We start from the raw sequence: 21,381 nt of genomic DNA, 5'->3' as shown, positions 1-21,381 counted from the left end.
GGAATGGCGGCCCCCTCGCGTGCCTGGCCGAAGCGAGGGGGCCGTTTTCATTTGTGTGGCCGAGGGAGGCGGCAGCGCTTACGGGGTGCCGAGTGCTTTCTCGCCTGCCTCAAGTGTCTGGAAAATCAGCGTGTTGATGGTCATCGGGCCAACGCCGCCAGGCACCGGCGTCCAGGCGGCTACCCGGTCTTTCAGAGGCTCCAGCTCGATATCGCCCACACCGCCGGGGTGGTAGCCGGCGTCTACCACGACGGCGCCGTCCTTGATCCATTCCGCCTTGATGAATTCCGGTTTGCCCACGGCGCCCACCACGATATCGGCCTGTCGAATGTGATCCGCCAGCCGCTCGGTGCGAGAGTGGCAGATAGTCACAGTGGCGTTGGCGCCAAGCAGCATCATCGCCATGGGTTTACCCAGGATCGGGCTGCGGCCGACTACCACCGCGTGTTTGCCTTGCAGCGGTATCTGATAATGCTCCAGCAAGCGCATGATACCTTTTGGTGTAGCGCAACCATAGGCGCTCTCGCCCATGCTCATGCGGCCGAAACCCAGGCAAGTCACGCCGTCCACGTCTTTTTCCAGAGCAATGGCATCAAAGCAGGCCCGTTCGTCGATCTGCGCGGGCACCGGATGCTGAAGCAGGATGCCGTGTACATCCGGGTTGCGATTGAGCTCGTCGATCTGCGCCAGCAGTTCGGCAGTGGTGGTGGTATCAGGCAGCTCGATTTTCAGCGAGGCCATGCCCACCCGCTCGCAGGCGTTGCCTTTCATTTTGACGTATGTAGCGGACGCCGGGTCTGCACCCACCAGAATAGTCGCCAGGATCGGCGTGCGGCCATCGGCACGTTCTCGCAGCTCGGCGACGCGTGCACGCATCGCAGCCTCGTGTTTCTGAGCCAGGGTCTTGCCGTCGAGAACCAGGGGGGCAGTCATCGGGTGTCTCCGCAGATTGATGATCCAGGGTGTTACGCCGCGCCGGGGAAGATGGCATCATGGCCCCGAGTGCCGGCGAGGCGCGATTCTCGCATGCTGGAGCAATAGTGTGCAAAATGCGTACTATAAAGCGCGAAGGCGGCTTTTCGCGTTGACGCTCCAGAGGGGCGCGAGTATGATGCCGCCTCGCTTGAGCAGTTCAGTTCGGGGTGTAGCGCAGCCTGGTAGCGCGCCTGCTTTGGGAGCAGGATGTCGGGGGTTCAAATCCCTCCTCCCCGACCACTATTTCCGCAAGGAAGTGGGGTCGCTCGCTTGATGCGCCTGTAGCTCAATTGGATAGAGCAACGGCCTTCTAAGCCGTCGGTTGCAGGTTCGAGCCCTGCCAGGCGTGCCACTAATGGCAGCGGCCCATGATGGTCGACGTTGCATGGCCGGCTTCACGAGCAGCGGCAGCAGCGAGATGATAGAACGCCACAAGATACACAAGAGAAAAGTGGCCGGGTGAAGAAGAGCGCCGGTGCCGCTGGCCTCAAGAAGTTTCCGGGAACCGCCGAGGCGGAACCACACCAGTTCAATGGTGGCTGTAGCTCAGTTGGTAGAGCCCTGGATTGTGACTCCAGTGGTCGCGGGTTCAAGTCCCGTCAGCCACCCCAGTTTCCAGCATCAATCGAAGCCCGGCACGAGCCGGGTTTTTTGTGTCTGGGCCGGCCTCGGCACAGCTGTCCGGCATGTCAGTCGTGCTGCCTTGCGCCGTCGGAGCAGCTCAGGCAAGGCTCGCCGGGAGGCGTCGAAAGCACTCTTCATGCGTCTGGTCGGGCCGAGGCTATTCCGCTATAATTCCGCCCCTTTCCGGGGCGCCAGCCATTATCGGGCCGCCGTCCGTCACCGAATTTTCAGCTTGTACAAAGAGGAAGTTATGCAGGTTTCTGTCGAAGCGACTTCAGGTCTGGAACGGCGTCTGACCGCTGGTGTGCCCGCCGAACAACTGGAATCCACCGTCGAAGCTCGGCTTCAGGACGCACGCAAGAACCTGCGTCTGGACGGTTTTCGCCCCGGCAAGGTGCCGATGGCGGAGGTGAAGCGCCGCTTCGGCCGCGCGGTGCGTGCAGAGGTGCTCGATGAACTGATGCGCGACAGCTTCATCAAGGCAGTGCAGCAGGAAAAAATCGAGCCGGCAGGTTTGCCGACGTTCGAGCCGAAGCCGGCCGAGCCGGGCAAGGATCTGGAGTTTGTCGCCACGTTCGAGGTGTATCCCGAGGTGTCGCTGGCATCGTTCGATGCCATCACTGTCGAGAAGCCGGAAGCGGAAATCACTGATGCCGATGTGGAGCAGATGATCGAAAATCTGCGCCAGCAGCGCGCAGACTGGGCCGAGAAAGAAGGCGCCGCCGCAAACGATGATCGCGTCAATATCGATTATGTCGGCCGGGTGGATGGTGAAGAGTTCGAAGGCGGCAGCGCCAGCGGACAAGACCTGGTACTAGGCTCGGGGCAAATGATTCCGGGCTTTGAAGATGGCATCGTGGGGCTGAAGGCCGGCGATGAAAAGGTTATCGACGTGACCTTCCCGGAGGATTATCAGGCCGAGGAGCTCAAAGGCAAGGCAGCGCAGTTCAGCATTACCGTGAACAAGGTCGAGCAACGCCGTCTGCCGGAAGTGGACGATGCGTTCATGGCGCTGTTTGGTGTCAAGAATGGCAGCCTGGATGAGTTCCGCGCCGAAGTGCGCAAGAACATGGAGCGCGAGCTGAAGAACGCGGTGCGTAGCAAGGTCAAAGAGCAGGTGATGAACAGCCTGGTCAAACTGCACGAATTTGATGTGCCCGGCACACTGGTGAACGGCGAAGTGAACCGTATGCGCCAGCAAATGGTGCAGCAGTTTGGTGCCGGTGCGCAGAATTTCAATGCCGACATGTTGCCGGCGGAGCTGTTCACCGAGCAGGCCGAGCGCAGCGTGCGGCTGGGCCTGGTGGTGCGTCAGATCCTGGAGCAGCATGAGCTGAAAGTTGATCAGGATCGGGTGCGCGCCCAGGTAGAGGAAATTGCGTCCCAGTACGAGCAGCCGGAAGAAGTGGTGAACTGGGTGTATAGCAACCAGCAGCAACTGCAACAGATTGAAGGCGGCGTGCTGGAAGAACAGGTGGTAGAGCTGGTACTGGCAAGCGCAACAGTGAACACCCGTACCATGAATTATGAAGAAGCGGTGCGGCCGCCCCAGGAGGAGCAGGCGGATGCCGAGTGAGGCAAAAGCCTGAAACCCTTACAAGAAACGGGGCCATTAGGCCCCGTTTTTCGTGGTTTTGGCGCACTTTGAGCTGCATCTGTGCAAGTTTTGTGCAACCGGGGCCTTATTCTTCCCCTCTTTATGGACGTGCCGCAGGGGCGGGCATAATATGCCGGCAAGCATTAATTTTACGCAGGAATCGCGAATGATTGATTTGAGCGCAATGTCTTCCATGGCCACCGGCGGGCAGGATACTTCTGCTCTGGGCCTGGTGCCGATGGTGATCGAGCAGACAGCCCGTGGCGAGCGGTCGTTTGACATCTACTCCCGGCTCCTGAAAGAGCGCGTCATCTTCCTGGTCGGCCAGGTGGAAGATCACATGGCGAACCTGATTGTCGCCCAGATGCTGTTTCTTGAGTCGGAAAACCCGGACAAGGATATTCATCTTTACATCAACAGCCCCGGCGGATCGGTGACCGCAGGCATGTCGATCTACGACACCATGCAGTTCATCAAGCCGGCGGTATCCACCATGTGTATCGGCCAGGCGGCCAGCATGGGCGCGTTTCTGCTCGCCGCTGGCGAGAAGGGCAAGCGTTTCGCATTGCCGAACTCGCGCATCATGATCCACCAGCCGCTGGGCGGCTTCCAGGGCCAGGCCTCGGATATCGAGATCCACGCCCGGGAGATTCTCAAGATCAAAGCCAAGCTCAATGAGCTGATGGCCTATCACACCGGTTCGGATCTCGAACGGATCGAGCGGGACACCGACCGTGACAATTTCATGAGTGCCGAAGATGCCAAGGCATACGGGCTTGTGGATCAGGTACTTAGCAGAAGGGCAGCCTGAGTGATGCCAGGTGCTTGCGCTGGTCTGCCTGCTTTTTGACCAGCGCGGCTCCCGGCCAGGGCGACACAGGGTCTTGAAAACCCCTGCTGCTGCCTGCATCTTCAGTAACGAGCGCAGTGAGAGGCTATCCTGATGACTGATCATACCGGCGGAAAGAGCGAAGACGGCAAGCTGTTGTACTGCTCGTTTTGCGGCAAGAGCCAGCATGAAGTGCGCAAGTTGATCGCCGGCCCCTCGGTGTTTATTTGCGACGAGTGCGTGGACCTGTGTAACGACATCATTCGTGAAGAGGTCAGTGACGACTCGGCGGATGAAGAATCCCAGCGGCTGCCGAAGCCTCACGAGATCAAGCACACCCTGGATGATTATGTGATCGGCCAGGAGCGTGCCAAAAGAGTTCTGTCTGTTGCGGTGTACAACCATTACAAACGGTTGCGCGGCGGCGGCGGCAAGCCGGCCAAGGGCGGCAAGAAAGGCGAAGACATCGAGCTTGGCAAGAGCAACATTCTGCTGATCGGCCCGACCGGCAGTGGCAAGACGCTGCTGGCGGAAACACTGGCGCGGCTGCTCAATGTGCCCTTCACCATCGCCGATGCCACTACGCTGACGGAAGCCGGCTATGTGGGCGAAGACGTCGAGAATATTATTCAAAAGCTGTTGCAGAAATGTGATTACGACGTCGAGCGCGCCCAGATGGGCATCGTCTATATCGACGAGATCGACAAAATCTCGCGCAAGTCCGACAACCCCTCCATTACCCGCGATGTGTCCGGCGAGGGTGTGCAGCAGGCATTACTGAAGCTGATCGAGGGCACTGTTGCCTCGGTGCCGCCGCAAGGTGGCCGCAAGCATCCGCAGCAGGAATTCCTGCAAGTGGATACGTCGAACATCCTGTTCATCTGTGGGGGTGCGTTTGCGGGGCTGGAGAAAATCATTCGCGACCGTTCGGAGAAGGGCGGTATCGGGTTTTCTGCCGAGGTGAAGAGCAAGGATGGTACGGTGAGCGTGGGCCAGACGCTGGTCGGCGTGGAGCCGGAGGATCTGATCAAGTTCGGTCTGATTCCCGAGTTCATCGGCCGCTTGCCCGTTATCGCCACATTGGAAGAGCTTTCCGAAGATGCGCTGGTGCAGATCCTGTCCGAGCCGCGCAATGCCCTGACCAAACAGTATGGGCGCTTGTTCGATATGGAAGGCGTTGAGCTTGATTTCCGTGAAGATGCATTGAGGGCGGTGGCGCTGAAAGCGATGGAGCGTAAAACCGGCGCCCGTGGGCTGCGATCCATCCTTGAGAACGTGTTGCTCGACACCATGTACGATGTGCCGTCCCAGGAGGGTGTGGCGAAGGTGGTGATCGATGCAGCAACGATCCGGGGCGAATCCGAGCCGCTGCTGATTTATGAACGCAGCGAGCAGCCTTCCAAGGTCGCCCCGGATTGATCCGGGGCGCAATCGAAGACTTGGTGAGAGGCCTGTCGTGCTGAAAGATATTCCGCTGTTGCCACTGCGAGACGTGGTGGTCTATCCCCATATGGTGATCCCGCTGTTTGTCGGGCGAGCCAAATCCATTCGCGCGCTGGAAGTCGCCATGGCCGGCGACAAGCAAGTGCTGCTTGTCGCGCAGCGTAATGCCTCTGATGATGATCCCGGCGAAGCCGAGTTGCATCGCGTCGGCACCGTATCCACCATCTTGCAAATGCTGCGCCTGCCGGATGGCACGGTGAAAGTGCTGGTGGAAGGCAGTGGGCGTGCGCATGTGGTGCGCGTGGAATTCAACGACGAGTGCGCACTGGCCGACGCCCGTGAATTGGGTGAGCGCCTGCCTGCCGACAACGAAGCCGAAGCGCTGGCCAAGAGCCTGCTTCAGCAGTTCGAGCAATATGTAAAGCTGTCAAAGAAAGTGGCGCCGGAAATTGTCAGCTCGGTATCTTCGATTGATGAACTGAGCCGCCTGGCCGATACCATTGCCGCACACCTGCAATTGAAGCTGGAAGAGAAGCAGGAAGTGCTCGAAATGGCGGAGACACGCGAGCGCGTCGAGCATCTTATTGCGCTGATGGAATCGGAGATCGACATTTTCAATGTCGAGAAACGTATTCGTGGGCGCGTCAAGAAACAGATGGAGAAAAGCCAGCGCGAGTACTATCTGAATGAGCAGATGAAAGCCATTCAGAAAGAGCTCGGCGACATGGATGAAGGCGGTAACGAGCTCGAAGAGCTGGAAAAGAAAATCGGTGCCGCCGGCATGCCCAAGGATGCCCGTGACAAGGCCATGGCGGAGCTGGGCAAGCTGCGCATGATGTCACCGATGTCGGCAGAAGCCACCGTAGTGCGCAGCTATCTTGACTGGATGGTAAGCGTGCCGTGGAAGAAGCGCAGCAAAGTGCGTAACGACCTCAGGGCAGCGCAGGAAATTCTCGACCAGGATCATTACGGCCTGGAAGAAGTGAAAGACCGGATTCTGGAATTTCTTGCGGTGCAGAGCCGCGTGGGCAAGGTGAAGGGCCCTGTGCTGTGCCTGGTCGGCCCGCCGGGTGTGGGCAAAACCTCACTGGGCCAGTCCATCGCCAAGGCAACCAACCGCAAGTTCGTGCGCATGGCGCTGGGCGGTGTTCGCGATGAGGCCGAGATTCGGGGCCACCGCCGTACCTACATCGGTTCATTGCCGGGCAAAGTGATCCAGAAACTCTCAAAGGTTTCGGTGCGCAACCCGCTGTTCCTGCTCGATGAAATCGACAAGATGGGCATGGACATGCGCGGCGATCCGTCATCCGCGCTGCTGGAAGTGCTCGATCCCGAGCAGAACCACGCCTTCAACGATCACTATCTGGAAGTGGATTTCGATCTCTCCGAGACGCTGTTCATCTGCACCTCCAACTCGATGAATATCCCGGCGCCATTGCTGGACCGGATGGAGGTGATTCGCATCCCCGGCTATACCGAGGATGAAAAAATCAATATCGCACGCCAGTATCTGGTGCCGAAGCAGGCTGAAGCCAACGGCCTCAAGGCAGGCGAGCTGACGCTGGGCGATGACGCACTGCAATATATCGTGCGCCATTACACCCGCGAAGCCGGTGTGCGAGGGCTCGAGCGGGAGATCAGCAAGATTTGCCGCAAGGTGGTGAAAGAGCATCTGCTTGCCAATACCAGTGACCCGGTGGATGTTGGCGTCGAGCAGATGGAGCATTACCTGGGCGTTCGCAAGTTCAGCTTCGGTCGCGCCGAAGAGCAGGATCAGATCGGGCAGGTGACAGGCCTGGCCTGGACATCTGTAGGCGGTGAGTTGCTCACCATCGAGGGTGTTTCCACGCCCGGCAAGGGGCAGGTCACCATGACCGGCTCGCTGGGCGATGTAATGCAGGAATCTATCCGGGCGGCTTATACGGTGGTGAAAAGCCGGGCGAGGACGCTCGGTGTGCGGCGCCGGCAGCTTGAGCGAAATGACTTTCATATTCACGTGCCGGAAGGTGCCACACCCAAGGATGGCCCCAGTGCGGGGATCGCCATGTGCACATCGCTGGTTTCAGTATTGACCGGCATCCCCGTGCGCGCAGATGTGGCGATGACAGGCGAAATCACGTTGCGCGGGCAGGTGCTGCCGATCGGCGGTTTGAAGGAAAAGCTGCTTGCAGCACATCGCGGCGGCATCAAGACCGTTATCATCCCTCATGAAAATGAGCGTGATCTGAAAGAGATACCTGACAATATCAAGGCCGCGCTCGAGATTCGGCCGGTTCAATGGATTGATCAGGTGCTTGAGATTGCGCTACAGCATATGCCGACGCCGCTGAGTGAAGCGGAAGTGGAAGAGGAGCTGGCGACGGCAGAAGATAGCAAAAAAAATGATTCTGATCGGGTAAGCACGCATTGACGAATGCATTCAATGCTACCCGACAGTGGGCAAATGTTGCTGATCTGCTGACAATGATCAGCAATTGTAAACGCTCAGCCGGATAGCAGCGGCGCTTCCTTGACGGGTTTCAGGCTCGTTGGTATAAAGGCGGCTTCCGTTGCAGGGACGTGCTGAGCGCTCCAGTGGAAAACCGGAAATCAAAAAAGGGGATTTTTGTGAACAAATCAGAACTGATTGATGCTATCGCAGCGACAGCTGATATTTCCAAGGCTGATGCCGGTCGCGCACTGGATGCCACGATTGAAGCCATTACCAAGGCTCTCAAAGAAGGTGACAGTGTATCGCTGGTAGGCTTCGGCACCTTTGCCGTGAAACAGCGTGCCGAGCGTGAAGGTCGTAACCCGCAGACAGGACAAACCATCAAGATCGCTGCCGCGAATGTGCCGGGCTTCAAGGCTGGCAAAGCGCTCAAGGATGCAGTGAACTGAGCCGAGTACCGGAGCGGTAGTTCAGTTGGTTAGAATACCGGCCTGTCACGCCGGGGGTCGCGGGTTCGAGCCCCGTCCGCTCCGCCATAACAAAGCGTATCCATCAGGATACGCTTTTTTATTTCGTGCTGTTTTGTGTTGTAGCGGCCGGATGCCGGCTTGTCTGTAAGTGGGTGAGGGCGAGTGAGGGCGGCGGGAGTGAGATGTGTACCGGGCCTGAACGTCGCAGCGCCACCAGCACTGCAAGGCATAGCCGAGCTGATGCGGGTAGCAGTGATCGCGAGCACCAGTTTGCCGTTTCTGTTCTGCGCGAAGCGAAATGGCGCGCCTGTTGATACTTCAGGGTGTTTTCTCAAGTAAGGCAGGCAAAGCCCTGCTCGAGTGCATGAACAGCTCGCTGCCCGGACAGCAAGGAGCCCAGGTGGCGCCGTGCCAGTGCCGGCAAGTGTGGCCGCGCAGGCATGGCAGAATGATGCTTTTCACCGGCTTGTCGAGGGTGGCTGTTGTCAGCTGGCTTCGACTAGCCTATATATACGAGCTCGCTCAAAACCCCGGCCAGACCGGGCCAGCCAACAATGGGGTGTTCCACCTGATTGCGGCCGAGGCGGTGCCCCTGGGGTCAGGGCGCCGTGCGGTGGCATGAGCCGGTGAGGGGGCCCGCAAGACGGAGAAAGTAATGCAGGGGTTCAGAAACTTCTTGCGCGGAACAGGGGGCAAGATCTTGCTGGCGGCAATTATCTTGCCGTTCATTATTTCCGCATTTTATGGCTACTTCACTGGCGGGGGTGGTGGCGATGTTGTGGCCCGGGTCGAAGGCAACGACATCTACCGTGCGGTGGTGGACGACCGGGTGCAGCGTACCCGGCTGGCATTGCGTCAGCAGTCGCCGGAGCTTGATCCGCAACTGCTGGACAACTTCATCAATCCGGGCATGGTATTGCAGGGCATGGTCAACAATGTGCTCGTGCTGACAGCTGCCAGCGATGCCGGCATGGTCATCTCCGATGAACAGGCGGGCCGCACCATTCTGCAAATCCCGGAGTTCCACGATCAGAACGGCCGCTTCTCCCAGCAGCAGTTTGATCGCACCGTGCGCACCATGGGCCAGACGCCAAGCGGTTATATGTCGTTGCTGCGCGACGAAATGCTGATGAATCAGTTCCGTGCCGGTTATGAAGATACCGCGTTCGGTCTGCCTTACGAGCTTGAGGATCTGCGGCGGCTTGGCGAGCAGCGCCGTGATATTTCCTATATCCGTATTTCCGCCGAGAGCCTGGTGCCGGAATTCGATATTTCCGACGAGCAGGTCGAGGCGTTCTACCACAGCACGCCGGAGGATTTTATCCGTCCGCCGGAATATCAGCTGGAGTATATCGACCTCAGCCGTAGCGCTTATCTGGATGATGTCCAGCTCACCGAAGAACAGCTGCGTGAAGAATATGAAGTTCGTGAGCAGATGTTCCGGAATGTGGCCGAGCAGCAGGAGCGCCGTCGCGTTTCCCATATTCTGCTGACAGGCGGCGATGACATGCTTGCACGGGCTGAGGCATTGCGTGAACAGATCGTCGGCGGCGCCGAGTTTGCAGAGCTTGCGCGTGAGCACTCGGACGACGCTGCCAGCGCGTCACTGGGTGGCGTGCTGGGCCTGGTCGGCCGCGGCGACCTGCCGGCGAGCCTCGATCAGGTTGCCTTTACGCTCGAAGAAGGCGAGGTGTCGCAACCGATCGCGACCGATGACGGCGTGCATCTGCTGGTAGTGACCTCGATCAATCGCCGCACCCTGCCCACCTTCGACGCAATGCGTGACGAGATTGAAGAAGAGCTGAAAGTGGCTCGCGCCGAGATGCGGTTGTCCGAAGATGTGCGTCAACTGGAAGAGCTGGCGTTCGAGCATGCGGATCTGTCGGTGCCGGCGGAAACGCTTGGTGTGTCGCTGCAAAAGACGCCCTTCTTCCCGCTGGGACAACCGGTGGATATCGCAGCCGAGCCAGCAGTACGCCGGGCGTTGAGCGATCGCGCGGTGCTGGAAGGGGAGCGCAACAGCGCTCTGATCGAGCTTGGCCAGGGTCGTTACGTAGTAGTCCGGGTGGCAGGCAGCCGGCCGGAGGAAGAGATTCCGCTGGTTGAAGTGCGCGAGGATATTGCCCGGCACCTGGCGCTCGCGGCCGCTCAGGCGCGGCTGGACGAGCTGGCTGCCGAAGGTGAGGCTGCCCTTGCGGAAGGGGCCGATCTCGCTCGCCTGGCCGGCCTGTGGCGTCAGGACGTGATCAGCGCGGAAAACCTGGAGCGTGGCGGCAGCCAGCCGGAAACAGAGCTTGTGGAGCGGGTATTCCGTTTGCCACGTCCTGCTGCGGATAGCCAGCCGGCGGTACAGATAGTGCGCATGGGCAATGGCGACCTGGCGGCAATCTCGCTGGACTCGGTGCGTGATGGCAACCCGCAAGGGCTGACTGCCGCCCAGCGGGCTGCGGCGCTGGGGCAGCTAGGCGAACTGGCGGGTGCGGCAAGTTTCCGTCAGGTGGTTACCTTGCTGCGCGAAGAGGGCGACGTGCGCATTTATAACGAACGCCTGATGGGTGAGATCGAAGACTGACCTCATCTTGATTTCTGGAAAAAAAGCACCGCTTCGGCGGTGTTTTTTTTGGGCGGCGCTCGCTGCGAGCCCGGCAAGCTCTTCGGAAACTGCACACCATAGTGCAGTGGTCACTGAAAAGGTGTGGCCTTCGGCACGATACGAACGGTTGAAAGCGAGAAGGACTATCGGAGGATGCACGGGCCGTAGCGCGAACCGTTGATCGGAAACCACAGCCTGGCTCAAACCGGTTTGCAGCCATCTATGGTGAATAAGCCGGCACGTTCAAGGCAGCCGACAGGGTGGCCGCCTTGAACGCAATACAGGCGAGTTTACTCGGCTGCACTGTCCATGGACATTGCGGCGGTGTTGGCGCCGCCATCCACGTACAGAATTTCGCCGGTGATACCGGAGGCGAGATCGGAACAAAGGAAGGCCGCCGCGTTGCCGACTTCCTCGATGGTCACATTGCGACGCAGCGGTGCTTTGGCCGCGTTCTGATCAAGCATGCTACGGAATTTCTTGATGCCGGACGCGGCCAGGGTGCGGATCGGGCCAGCGGAAATAGCGTTCACGCGCACACCATCCGGGCCCATGCTGGCAGCCAGATAACGAACGCTGGCTTCAAGGCTGGCCTTGGCCATGCCCATGACGTTGTAGTTCGGCACGGTTTGCTGGGAGGCATGGTAGGTCAGCGTCAGCAGGGCGCCCTGGCGGCCCTTCAGCAGCGCACGGCCGGCCTGCGCCAGTGCGACGAAGCTGTAACTGGAAATCTCGTGCGCAATCCGGAAACCATCGCGGGTGGCGACATCGACAAAGTTGCCGTCCAGCTCATGCGCCGGGGCAAAGCCGACCGCGTGAATGATGCCGTCCAGAGCATCCCAATGTTTGCCCAGCTCGGTGAACACCGCTTCGATCTCGCTGTCACTGGCAACATCACAGGGGAAGCAAAGCTCTTTACGGCTGCCGAATTCTTCTGCAGCACCCTCCACACGGGACCTGAGTTTTTCAGTCTGATAGGTGAAAGCGAGCTCGGCGCCCTCGCGGTGCATGGCTTCAGCGATGCCCCAGGCGATCGAGCGCTGGCTGGCGATCCCCACAATCAGGTAGCGTTTACCGGCAAGAAAGCCCATGTGTCGTCCTCTTGATACTGTCCATTGGAATGAATTGATGCCTGCGCGGCTTGTCTGGTGGCGCAGTATAGCAGCCGGCTACGAAGAGCGGCGGTGGCGCCAGCCGGAGTGACCGCAGGGTCAGGTGCGAACGGTAGCTGAAAAGCGCGGCCATCCACACCGCTAAAATGCAACCTGGTATTTCTGTTCGCCAGCGAAGGCGGCGGTGATCAGCGCCTGGGTGTATTCATGGCGCGGATTCCGGAAAATCTCCTCCGTAGGCCCGGCTTCAAGTGCCTTGCCGTTGCGCATCACGATCAGCTCGTGGCTGATGGCCCGTACCACTTTCAAATCATGACTGATGAAAAGGTAGGAAAGCGCGTAACGGTTCTGCAAATCACGCAACAGTTCCAGCACCTGGTGTTGCACGCTGCGATCCAGCGCGGAGGTGGGCTCATCCAGAACCAGCAATTCCGGTCGCAGGATCAGCGCTCGGGCAATCGCGATGCGCTGCCGCTGGCCGCCGGAAAACTCGTGCGGATAGCGGTGTTGTGTGTCATCCGGCAGGCCCACCTCGGCAAGCATCGCAGTGACCTCGTGTTCACGTTCGCTGGCACTCATGTCACGCTGGTGCACTTTCAGTCCCTCGGCAATGATCTGTCCCACGGTCATGCGCGGGTTCAGACTGCTCCAGGGATCTTGAAACACTACTTGCATCCGCGCCCGCCAGGGTTGCAGCTGGCGGTTGCCGCGCAACTGATCCAGCGACTCGTCGTGAAAGCGGATGCCGCCCCGGCTTTCGATCAGCCGCAGGATAGCCAGCGCCAGGGTGGATTTGCCGCTGCCGCTTTCACCAACCACGCCAAGGGTTTCGCCACGCCGCAATTGCAGGCTGATGCCGTCTACAGCACGAAATGGCTCGCGGCGGCGCTGGAACAGGCCGCTGGACTGGCCGAAGTGCACGCGCAGATCAGTCGTTTGCAATTGCACGGGGCGGCTCGGGTCAGGCGTCGGTGGTGTGCCACCGGGCTCGGCAGCAAGCAAATGACGGGTGTAGGGTGCGGCTGGCGCGGCCAGCACCTGGGCAGCCGTGCCAGCTTCGACAATGCGGCCCTGATGCATCACGGCGATATCTTCGGCGTAGCGTGCCACCACACCCAGGTCATGGGTGATCAGCAACACCGACAGGCCCAGCTCCGCCTGCAATTGCTTGAGCAGGCCAAGAATGCCGGCCTGCACAGTGACATCCAGCGCGGTGGTCGGCTCATCGGCAATCAGCACGCTGGGATTGTTGGCCAGCGCCATGGCAATCATTACCCGTTGCCGCTGTCCTCCGGAAAGTTGATGCGGAAAGCGTGCCAGCATGGTCTCTGGTTCTGGCAGATGCACCTGGTGCAGCAGCTCCAGCGTGCGCGCCCGTGCCTGTGCGCGTGACAGCCCCTGATGCACGGCCAGGCTTTCACCGATCTGGGTTTCAACCTTGTGCAACGGGTTCAGCGCGCTGAGTGGCTCCTGAAACACCATGCCGATACGGCCGCCGCGCAGGCCGCGCAAGCCGCTATCAGAAAGTGCGAGGATATTCTGCTGGTCCAGCCGGAGGCTGTCTGCACGCACTTGCGCCTGCGGTGGCAGCAGGCCGAGAATCGACAGTGCGGTAACGGATTTTCCCGACCCGGATTCGCCTACCAGCGCCAGCATGCGCCCGGCCTGCAACGACAGTGACACACCATCGACGACAGGCGGTGCATTGTCACCAAAGCGAATAGTCAGGTTTTCGATTGTCAGCCGGCTCATTGGAGATACTTCCTTGGATCGAAGGCATCACGCACCGCTTCACCGATAAAAATCAGCAGCGACAAAAGAAAGGCCAATGACACGAATCCGCTGATGCCCAGCCAGGGTGCATGCAGGTTGGCTTTGCCTTGCCCCAGCAACTCGCCCAGCGAGGGTGAACCTGGCGGCAGGCCGAAGCCGATGAAATCAAGGGTCGTCAGGGTGACGATGGAGCCATTGAGGATAAAGGGCATGAATGTCAGCGTGGCAACCATCGCATTGGGCAGTATATGTCGCCACATGATGATAGGGGTGGGTACGCCCAATGCGCGGGCGGCGCGCACATAATCCAGATTGCGACATCGCAGAAATTCGGCGCGCACAAGATCCACCAACGTCATCCATGAAAACAGCAGCATGATCAGCAACAGCCACCAGAAGCTGGGCACCACAAAGCTCGACAGGATGATGATCAGGTAAAGAATCGGCATGCTGGACCAGACTTCGATAAAGCGCTGCCCGGCCAGATCCGTCCAGCCGCCGTAATAGCCTTGCACAGCGCCGACGGCGATGCCGATCATGCTGCTGGCGAGCGTCAGGATCAGCCCGAACAGGATAGAAAGGCGGAAGCCGTAAATGATGCGCGCCAGCACGTCCCGGCCCTGGTCGTCGGTGCCGAGCCAGTTTTCAGCGGAAGGCGGGGCAGGTGAGGGCACCATCAGATCGTAGTTGATGGTGCCGTGGCTGAAGCGGATCGGTGGCCAGATCATCCAGCCATTTTCCTCTATCAGTCCGGCAACAAACGGGTCGCGGTAATTGGCTTCGGTTTCGAACATGCCGCCGAAGGTGGTTTCGGGGTAGGTCTTGAGCACCGGGAAATAGAGTTCGTCCTGATAACTGAGCAGTAGCGGCTTGTCATTGGCGATCAGTTCGGCACCCATGCACAGCACGAATAGCGTCAGGAAAATCCATAACGACCAATAGCCACGCCGGTTGGCCCGGAAGGCTTGCCACTGGCGCTGGTAAACGGGGTTACGAAAGCGCACTACAGATCTCTCCGTTCAAAATCGATACGCGGGTCGACCAGCATATAAGTGAGATCACTGACCAGCTTCAGCAGCAGGCCGATCAGCGTAAAAATGAACAGGGTGCCGAATACCACCGGATAGTCGCGATTGATCACAGATTCGAAGCCCAGCAGGCCGAGGCCATCGAGCGAGAAGATATATTCGATCAGCAGCACACCGGAAAAGAACATGCTGATGAAGGCTGCCGGAAAGCCGGCGATGATGATCAGCATGGCGTTGCGGAATACGTGGCGGTAGAGCACCTGGTTTTCCGTCAGCCCCTTGGCGCGTGCGGTCTGCACATAAAGCTTGCTGATCTCGTCGAGAAATGAATTCTTGGTGAGCATGGTCAGTGTGGCAAAGCTGCCGATGACAATCGCCAGCGTCGGCAGGGTGATATGCCAGAAATAATCCAGCAGTTTGCCCATCAGGCTCAATTGCTCCCAGTTGTCGGAGGTCAGCCCACGCAGGGGAAACCAGTCCAGATAACTGCCACCGGCAAACAGCACCACCAGCAGAATGGCAAACAGGAAGCTGGGAATGGCATAGCCGACAATAATCAGGCTGCTGCTCCACACATCAAACGGTGTGCCATGGCGCACCGCCTTGCGAATGCCCAGCGGGATGGAGACCAGATAAGTCAGCAGCGTGCTCCATAACCCGAGCGAGATAGACACGGGCAACCGTTCGAGAATCAGCTCGGTCACACTGCGGTCGCGATAATAGGATTCGCCGAATTCAAAGCTGAGATAATTGCGAATCATCAGCCAGAAGCGCTCATGCGCAGGTTTGTCAAAACCATAAAGCTGCTCGATGCGCTTGATCAGCTCTGGTGGCAAACCCTGTGAGCCACGGTAGGCGTTGCTGCCGCTGGTATCCGGTGCAACAAAGTCGGCGCGTGCGCCGGCAAACTGGCTGCCGGCCGCGCCACTGTCCATGCCACGCAGTTGCGCCACCATGCGTTCCACCGGCCCACCCGGTGCCGCCTGCACGATAACGAAGTTCAGCAGCAAGATGCCGAACAGTGTGGGAATGATCAGCAGCAGGCGGCGAGCGATGTAGCGACTCATCAGGAACCCTTGCCCTCACTGCGCGCATCCCACCACGCGTCCAGCGGCAGGCCGTAAGGGGCATTGCTGGCCGGGTGTGCAATATGGCGCTGGTAGGCAATGCGGAAATAATCCAGGTTCCAGTTCGGTATAACGTAATGGCCCCACTGCAACGCCCGATCCAGTGCCCGGCAGCTGGTCACCAGCTCTTCCCGGTCGCGGGCGCTGATGACGGCATCGACAAGGGCGTCGATGGCTGGGTCGGCCAGGCCGATAACATTGCGCGAATCCGGCCGCTCCACGGCGCTGGAGTGCCAGAAATCCCGCTGCTCGTTGCCGGGTGAATTGGATTGCGGGAACACATTGACGGTCATGTCGAAATTGAAATTGCGTTGCCGCTCGATGTATTGCGGCTGATCCACGCGGCGCACTTCAGCGTGTACGCCGATAGCTTGCAGATTGCGAGCAAAAGGTACGGCAATACGTTCCCAGACCGGGGCATCGAGCAGAATCTCGAATCGCACTGGCTGGCCCTCTGGCGTGTAGAGCTGGCTGTCGCGCACGGTATAGCCGGCTTCGCGCAGTAGCGCCTGGGCACGCAGCAGATTTTCCCGGGGGCGGCCGGAGCCGTCGCTGGCAGGCGGCTGATATGCCTGCGTGAACACTTCTTCCGGCAGTTGCTCGCGCAGCGGCTCCAGCAGCTTCAGTTCCGCTTCCGAGGGCAGGCCGGTGGCTGCCAGCTCCGAGTTCTGGAAATAACTGCGTGTGCGGCGGTACTGGCCATGAAAGATGTTCTGGTTGGTCCATTCAAAATCCAGCGCATAGGCCAGTGCCTTGCGCAGTGTCCGATCCTGAAACAGCGGGCGGCGCAAGTTGTAGACGAAGCCTTGCATGCCGGTGGGCAGGCTGTGCGCAAACGTTTCCAGAACGATATCGCCGCGATTGAGGGCAGGGCCTTGATAGCCGGTGGCCCAGTTGGCGGCCACGTTTTCGACCCGCAGGTCATAGCGCCCGGCCTTGAAGGCCTCCAGCGCTACGGTGTCATCCAGGAAATACTCGAATGTGATGCGATCAAAATTGTACTGGCCGCGATTGACCGGCAAATCCTTGCCCCAGTAATCCTCCCGGCGTTCGTATACAACGCGTTTGCCGGCATCGAAGCTGGCGACGCGGTAGGGGCCGCTGCCCAACGGTATTTCAAGGCTGCCGCGGCTGAAATCATGCTCTTGCCAATAGTGTGCGGGCAGGATTTGCAGCTGGCCGACGATCAATGCCAGCTCGCGGTTGTCGCCGGGTTTGAAGGTAAATTTCACGCGATGGGTGTCCAGCGCTTCGACCTGCTCGATATCGCCATAATAGTAGCTGTAGAAGGGCGAGCCTTTTTCCAGCAGGGTGTCGAAGGTGAATACCACATCTGCGGCGGTTACGGGCTCGCCATCGGCAAAGCGCGCCTCTTTGCGCAGATGATAGATCACCCAGCTGCGATCTTCCGGCATCTCGATGCGGTGGGCCAGCAGGCCATATTGTGTGAAAGGCTCGTCCTGGCTGGCGGTGGTCAAGCTGTCATACAGATAACCAATCCCTGCGGCCGCGGTGCCGCGCGGAATGAACGGATTGAAGCTGTCGAAGCTGCCGATGACATGACGGCGCAAGAGGCCGCCCTTGGGCGCATCCGGATTGACGTAATCGAAGTGGGTGAAGCTGGCGGGATACTTGGGGCTGCCGTGCATGGCTACGGCGTGGTATTGCGGTGCTGCCAGAGCGCCCGTGGCACACAGGCTGAGCAGGATGGCAATCAGGGTTCTCATGTCGGTCCTCGATCTTGTTCTGGGCCACAATGCAGTGTGGCGTGTCTTCAATGACAGCAACGCCTGCTCAGGGTTGCTTTTTTGCCCACCAGGTTTCGGTGCCGAGAATGTACGGCACAGGCGTCTCCGGGCGCCCGAATTTATCCCACCAGGCCAGCCGATGGTGGTCAATATACCAGTGCGGAATGCTGTAGTGTTGCCAGAGTAGCACCCGATCCAGCGCACGCAACGCAGCATGATAGCCGGCTTCGCTCTCTGCGTTCAGGGCCGCTTCCACCAGGGCGTCCACGGCCGGGTCGGCGATACGGGAATAATTGCGGCTGCCGGGCAGGGTGGCGCTGTGAGAATGCAGGTAATCGACCAGCTCGGCGCCAGGGTAGGCGCGCTGAGGTAGCACAAAGATCGTGATGTCGTAATCGAAGCTGTCCAGCCGCGCCTTGTAAGTGGCCAGATCCACCGGACGATAACTGGCACGGATACCGACCCGCTCAAGGTTGCGCAGCCACGGCTCGACGACACGATTCATGGTCGGCGTCTGGTAATTCAGCACTTCCAGCGTGAATGGCTCGCCGCTGTCACGGTGCACCAACTGCCGGCCACGCGGCACCCAGCCGGCGTCGGCCAGCAGGGCCAGGGCCTGGCGCATGCGCTCGCGGATATTGCCACTGCCGTCACTGGCCGGTTGACGGAAGGGCTGCTGAAACAGCGCGGCGGGCAGGTGCTCTCGCCAGGGTTCCAGCAGTGCCTGCTCCAGCGCATCCGGAATGCCGGTTGCGCCGTGCTGGCTGTTAGGGAACCAGCTGTCGCTGCGCACATAGGCGTCGTTGAAAATAGTCTGGTTTGTCCATTCGAAATCAAACAGCAGGTTCAGTGCTTTGCGGACGCGGGCGTCATCAAGCGGTGCACGATGCTGATTAAGGAAAAACGCCTGCGTCGGGCGCGGGATGCTGTGCGGAATTTCGGCGCGCAACACACGCCCGTCGCGTACGGCGGGGAACTGGTAGCCAGTGGCCCAGTGTTTGGCAACGTAATCCAGGTGGATATCGTAGCCGCCACTTTTGAATGCCTCGAAGCCTACCTGAGCGTCACGGTAATAATCGATGATGACCTGATCGAAATTGTAGCGGCCGCGATTTACCGGCAGGTTCCGGCCCCAGTAGTCGGCAACACGCTCGAAGACCACCTGCCGGCCGGGCCGCACCCGGCTGATGCGGTAAGGGCTGCTGACCACTGGCGGCACTAGCGTGCTGTCGAACGAATGCTCGCGCCAGTAATGGGCGGGGAGCACCGGCAGATCACCCAGCGTCAGGGGAAGATCGCGGCGGCTGTTGCCGGTAAGCGTGAAACGAACGCGGTGGGGCGAGAGCGCCTCGGCGGCGACCACATCCTGCAACATCAGTGCATAGCGCGGGTGGCCCTGTTCTCGCAGCAGCTGGAAGGAAAACACCACGTCCTCCGCAGTGATGGGCGTGTCGTCATTGAAGCGGGCGGCGGGGCGCAGGTTGAAAATGATCCAGTCCAGGCTTGGCGGGTATTCGAGTGTTTCCGCAATCAGGCCGTAGGCGCTGCCCGGTTCGTCGCCGACGCGGTTATGGCTGCTGGCACCCATCAGCAGGGTGTCGGTAGTTTCCAGAAAGCCGAACAGTGCCGCCCCCGGCGTGTTGGCCGGGCTGGTGCCGCTGATGACATAAGGATTGAGGCTGTCGAAGCTGCCGAAGCCGAACAGCCGTAAGGTGCCGCCTTTCGGGGCGTCGGGGTTCACATAATCGAAGTGGGCAAAATCGGCGGGATATTTCAGGCTACCGAAAGGGCTGTATCCGTGGCTGATGATAACCTCTTCCGGGGCGGGCGCCGGCTGCGGAGCAGCCGCAGCCGGCAGGGTCGCCAGGCACAGAAGCACGGCTATCGCCAGTGCTGTCAGCCGCCGGCAAAGGTGCTCAGGGAGCGTCGCGAATATCCACATAAAGTGTCAGCTGCTGGCCGGGTTGCAGGTAGCGCTGGCCATTGATGCGGTTCCAGGTATTGATCTGGTTGACCGACACATTGAAGCGGTTGGCGATTGCATAGAGTGAATCTCCCCGTCGAACCGAATAACTGACCCGGCGTACCATCTCCGGGCGGCTTGCCGCAGTGGTGCTGCCCCCGGCATTTTCTGTCCAGACCGCCAACTGCTGGCCGACTCGGAGCGTGTCGCCGGGGGCCATCTGGTTCCATGCTGCCAGCTCGCGCACGCCAACGCGATAGTGGCGCGCCAGTTGCCAGAAGGTATCACCGCTGGCGACGGTATGAGTTACCTGGCGGCGCCCGGACACCGCACGATTCTGGCGCGCATCCAGCCGCGCATCGGCGCTCAGCGTATAATTACCCGCATCCTGGGCTGGCCGGGGGATCAGCAAGGTGCGCCCGGCGACGATGGTGTTGCCCCGCAGGCGATTGACGTCGCGCAGTACCGCAGGCGTGGTATCGAACCGGCGGGCGATGCCGATCAGGCTGTCGCCTGAACGAATAGTGTAGCGATCCCAGCGCATGCGCTGTTCAGCCGGCAGGTTCCGCAGGCCCTCGCTGAAGCGCTCGGCGTGGGAGGCCGGCACCAGCAGCCGGTGTGGGCCATCCGGTGCGGTGGCCCAGCGGTTGAAGGCCGGGTTGAGAAGGTAGAGTTCTTCCAGGGATATCTCGGCCAGCGCCGCTGCCTGGGCAAGATCAATCTGGCCGCCGGTCTCGACACTGGCGAAATAGGGTTCGTCGGCGATGGGCGGCAGGGCGAGGCCGTAGTCTTCCGGCGCTTTCACGATCTGCGCCAGCGCCAGCAGCTTCGGCACGTAGGCCATGGTCTCCCCGGGCAGCTCCAGGCTCCAGAAATCGGTTGGTTTGCCGGCGTTGCGATTGCGCGTGATGGCGCGGGAAACGTTACCGCCGCCGGCGTTATAGGAGGCCAGCGCCAGCAGCCAGTCGCCATCGAAACGGTTCGCCAGTTGTTGCAGGTAGGTCAGCGCCGCTTCGGTGGAGGCGACGATATCGCGCCGTTGGTCAGCCCACCAATCCTGTTCAAGGCCGAAGTGCTTGCCGGTGGACGGAATGAACTGCCAGGGGCCAGCTGCACGGCCATGGGAATAGGCGAACGGATCAAAGGCGCTCTCGACCACAGGCAACAGCACCAGCTCCAGCGGCATGTCACGGGCTTCTGCCTGCTCGACGATGTGATGCAGATAGCGCTCGCCGCGCTGGGAGATCCGATCCAGATAGCTCTGGTGGCGGCTGTACCAGTCGCGCTGGGCACGGATGCGCGCATTGTCGATATCAAGATCAAGGCCGAAACCGGCACGCACGCGGTGCCACAGATCCGTATCGCTCTCCGGCGCAGCCTCGGGCGCCGTGTCGTCATAACCGCTGGTGACGATCGGGTCTGGCAGCAATTCGGTCGCGGCCGGCATCGGCTCCAGGCTGTCGACCACTGGCCGCAGGGTACACCCCCCCACCAATCCCGCGCAGCACAATGCCAGCAGGGCAACCCTGAAATTCTGGTATTTCATGGTAGAACGAACTCCTTGCTCCCGTGCGGGCCGCGTCGATGGGCAATGCGGCTCTTGTCGTGAGTATTGTCAGACCACCGGGCCCCACGGGGAGGCGGAGTGGACACATCTGGCGGGCCATT

The 21,381-nt window shown here is 60.1% G+C and carries 14 protein-coding genes and 4 tRNA genes; 10 read left to right on the top strand and 8 right to left on the bottom strand.

Going from position 1 to position 21,381, the window contains the following annotated elements; genetic code table 11:
- Positions 1-78: 78 nt before the first annotated feature.
- Positions 79-933, bottom strand: a complete 855-nt coding sequence (gene folD / locus MU846_RS01965; RefSeq protein ID WP_246947697.1) for a bifunctional methylenetetrahydrofolate dehydrogenase/methenyltetrahydrofolate cyclohydrolase FolD — start codon at positions 931-933, stop codon at positions 79-81.
- Between the two features lie 205 nt (positions 934-1,138).
- On the opposite strand from folD, the gene MU846_RS01960 reads away from it, so the two are divergent.
- The 10 genes from MU846_RS01960 (at position 1,139) to MU846_RS01915 (ending at position 10,941) form a co-directional block, all read left to right on the top strand.
- Positions 1,139-1,215: transfer RNA gene (locus tag MU846_RS01960), tRNA-Pro, on the top strand.
- A 35-nt stretch (positions 1,216-1,250) separates the two neighbouring features.
- Positions 1,251-1,327, top strand: a tRNA-Arg gene (locus MU846_RS01955).
- Positions 1,328-1,510: 183 nt separating this feature from the next.
- Positions 1,511-1,586, top strand: a tRNA-His gene (locus MU846_RS01950).
- A gap of 263 nt (positions 1,587-1,849) precedes the next feature.
- The gene (gene tig, locus MU846_RS01945; RefSeq protein WP_246947695.1) at positions 1,850-3,175 is read left to right on the top strand and encodes a trigger factor; all 1,326 of its coding nucleotides are present in this window, start codon (positions 1,850-1,852) and stop codon (positions 3,173-3,175) included.
- A 187-nt stretch (positions 3,176-3,362) separates the two neighbouring features.
- Positions 3,363-4,007 (top strand): ATP-dependent Clp endopeptidase proteolytic subunit ClpP, encoded by a 645-nt coding sequence (clpP, locus tag MU846_RS01940; RefSeq protein ID WP_306799181.1) that lies wholly within the window; start codon positions 3,363-3,365, stop codon positions 4,005-4,007.
- Between the two features lie 132 nt (positions 4,008-4,139).
- Positions 4,140-5,444, top strand: a complete 1,305-nt coding sequence (clpX, locus tag MU846_RS01935; protein ID WP_246947690.1) for an ATP-dependent Clp protease ATP-binding subunit ClpX — start codon at positions 4,140-4,142, stop codon at positions 5,442-5,444.
- 37 nt (positions 5,445-5,481) lie between these two features.
- Positions 5,482-7,878: an endopeptidase La gene (lon, locus tag MU846_RS01930; protein ID WP_442780652.1), complete on the top strand. Its 2,397-nt coding sequence runs from the start codon at positions 5,482-5,484 to the stop codon at positions 7,876-7,878.
- Between the two features lie 197 nt (positions 7,879-8,075).
- On the top strand, positions 8,076-8,348 hold the full coding sequence (gene hbs, locus MU846_RS01925) for a non-specific DNA-binding protein Hbs (protein WP_246948273.1): 273 nt from the start codon (positions 8,076-8,078) through the stop codon (positions 8,346-8,348).
- Positions 8,349-8,358: 10 nt separating this feature from the next.
- Positions 8,359-8,435, top strand: a tRNA-Asp gene (locus MU846_RS01920).
- A gap of 589 nt (positions 8,436-9,024) precedes the next feature.
- Entirely contained in the window at positions 9,025-10,941 is a 1,917-nt protein-coding gene (locus MU846_RS01915; protein WP_246947688.1) for a SurA N-terminal domain-containing protein, read from the top strand.
- Between the two features lie 311 nt (positions 10,942-11,252).
- On the opposite strand, the gene MU846_RS01910 is transcribed toward MU846_RS01915, so the two are convergent.
- The 7 genes from MU846_RS01910 to MU846_RS01880 form a co-directional block, all read right to left on the bottom strand.
- Positions 11,253-12,053, bottom strand: coding sequence for an enoyl-ACP reductase FabI (locus MU846_RS01910; RefSeq protein WP_246947686.1), 801 nt, complete (start codon positions 12,051-12,053; stop codon positions 11,253-11,255).
- A gap of 162 nt (positions 12,054-12,215) precedes the next feature.
- On the bottom strand, positions 12,216-13,826 hold the full coding sequence (locus MU846_RS01905; protein WP_246947685.1) for an ABC transporter ATP-binding protein: 1,611 nt from the start codon (positions 13,824-13,826) through the stop codon (positions 12,216-12,218).
- Positions 13,823-14,851, bottom strand: coding sequence for an ABC transporter permease (locus tag MU846_RS01900; protein ID WP_246947684.1), 1,029 nt, complete (start codon positions 14,849-14,851; stop codon positions 13,823-13,825). The genes MU846_RS01905 and MU846_RS01900 overlap by 4 nt, the downstream gene beginning before the upstream one ends.
- Positions 14,851-15,942, bottom strand: a complete 1,092-nt coding sequence (locus tag MU846_RS01895) for a microcin C ABC transporter permease YejB (protein ID WP_246947683.1) — start codon at positions 15,940-15,942, stop codon at positions 14,851-14,853. The genes MU846_RS01900 and MU846_RS01895 overlap by 1 nt, the downstream gene beginning before the upstream one ends.
- Positions 15,942-17,729 (bottom strand): extracellular solute-binding protein, encoded by a 1,788-nt coding sequence (locus MU846_RS01890; RefSeq protein ID WP_246947682.1) that lies wholly within the window; start codon positions 17,727-17,729, stop codon positions 15,942-15,944. The genes MU846_RS01895 and MU846_RS01890 overlap by 1 nt, the downstream gene beginning before the upstream one ends.
- A 67-nt stretch (positions 17,730-17,796) precedes the next feature.
- A complete protein-coding gene (locus tag MU846_RS01885) occupies positions 17,797-19,692 on the bottom strand; it encodes an extracellular solute-binding protein (protein ID WP_246947681.1) in 1,896 nt (631 codons plus the stop codon).
- Entirely contained in the window at positions 19,667-21,259 is a 1,593-nt protein-coding gene (locus MU846_RS01880; protein WP_246947679.1) for a lytic transglycosylase, read from the bottom strand. The genes MU846_RS01885 and MU846_RS01880 overlap by 26 nt, the downstream gene beginning before the upstream one ends.
- Positions 21,260-21,381 lie beyond the last annotated feature (122 nt).

The sequence above is a fragment of the Alcanivorax quisquiliarum genome, from assembly GCF_023051175.1.
Classification (GTDB): Bacteria; Pseudomonadota; Gammaproteobacteria; order Pseudomonadales; family Alcanivoracaceae; genus Isoalcanivorax; species Isoalcanivorax quisquiliarum.
The sequence above is the reverse complement of the archived record's forward strand: the minus strand, read 5'-3'. Positions and strand labels throughout refer to the sequence as shown.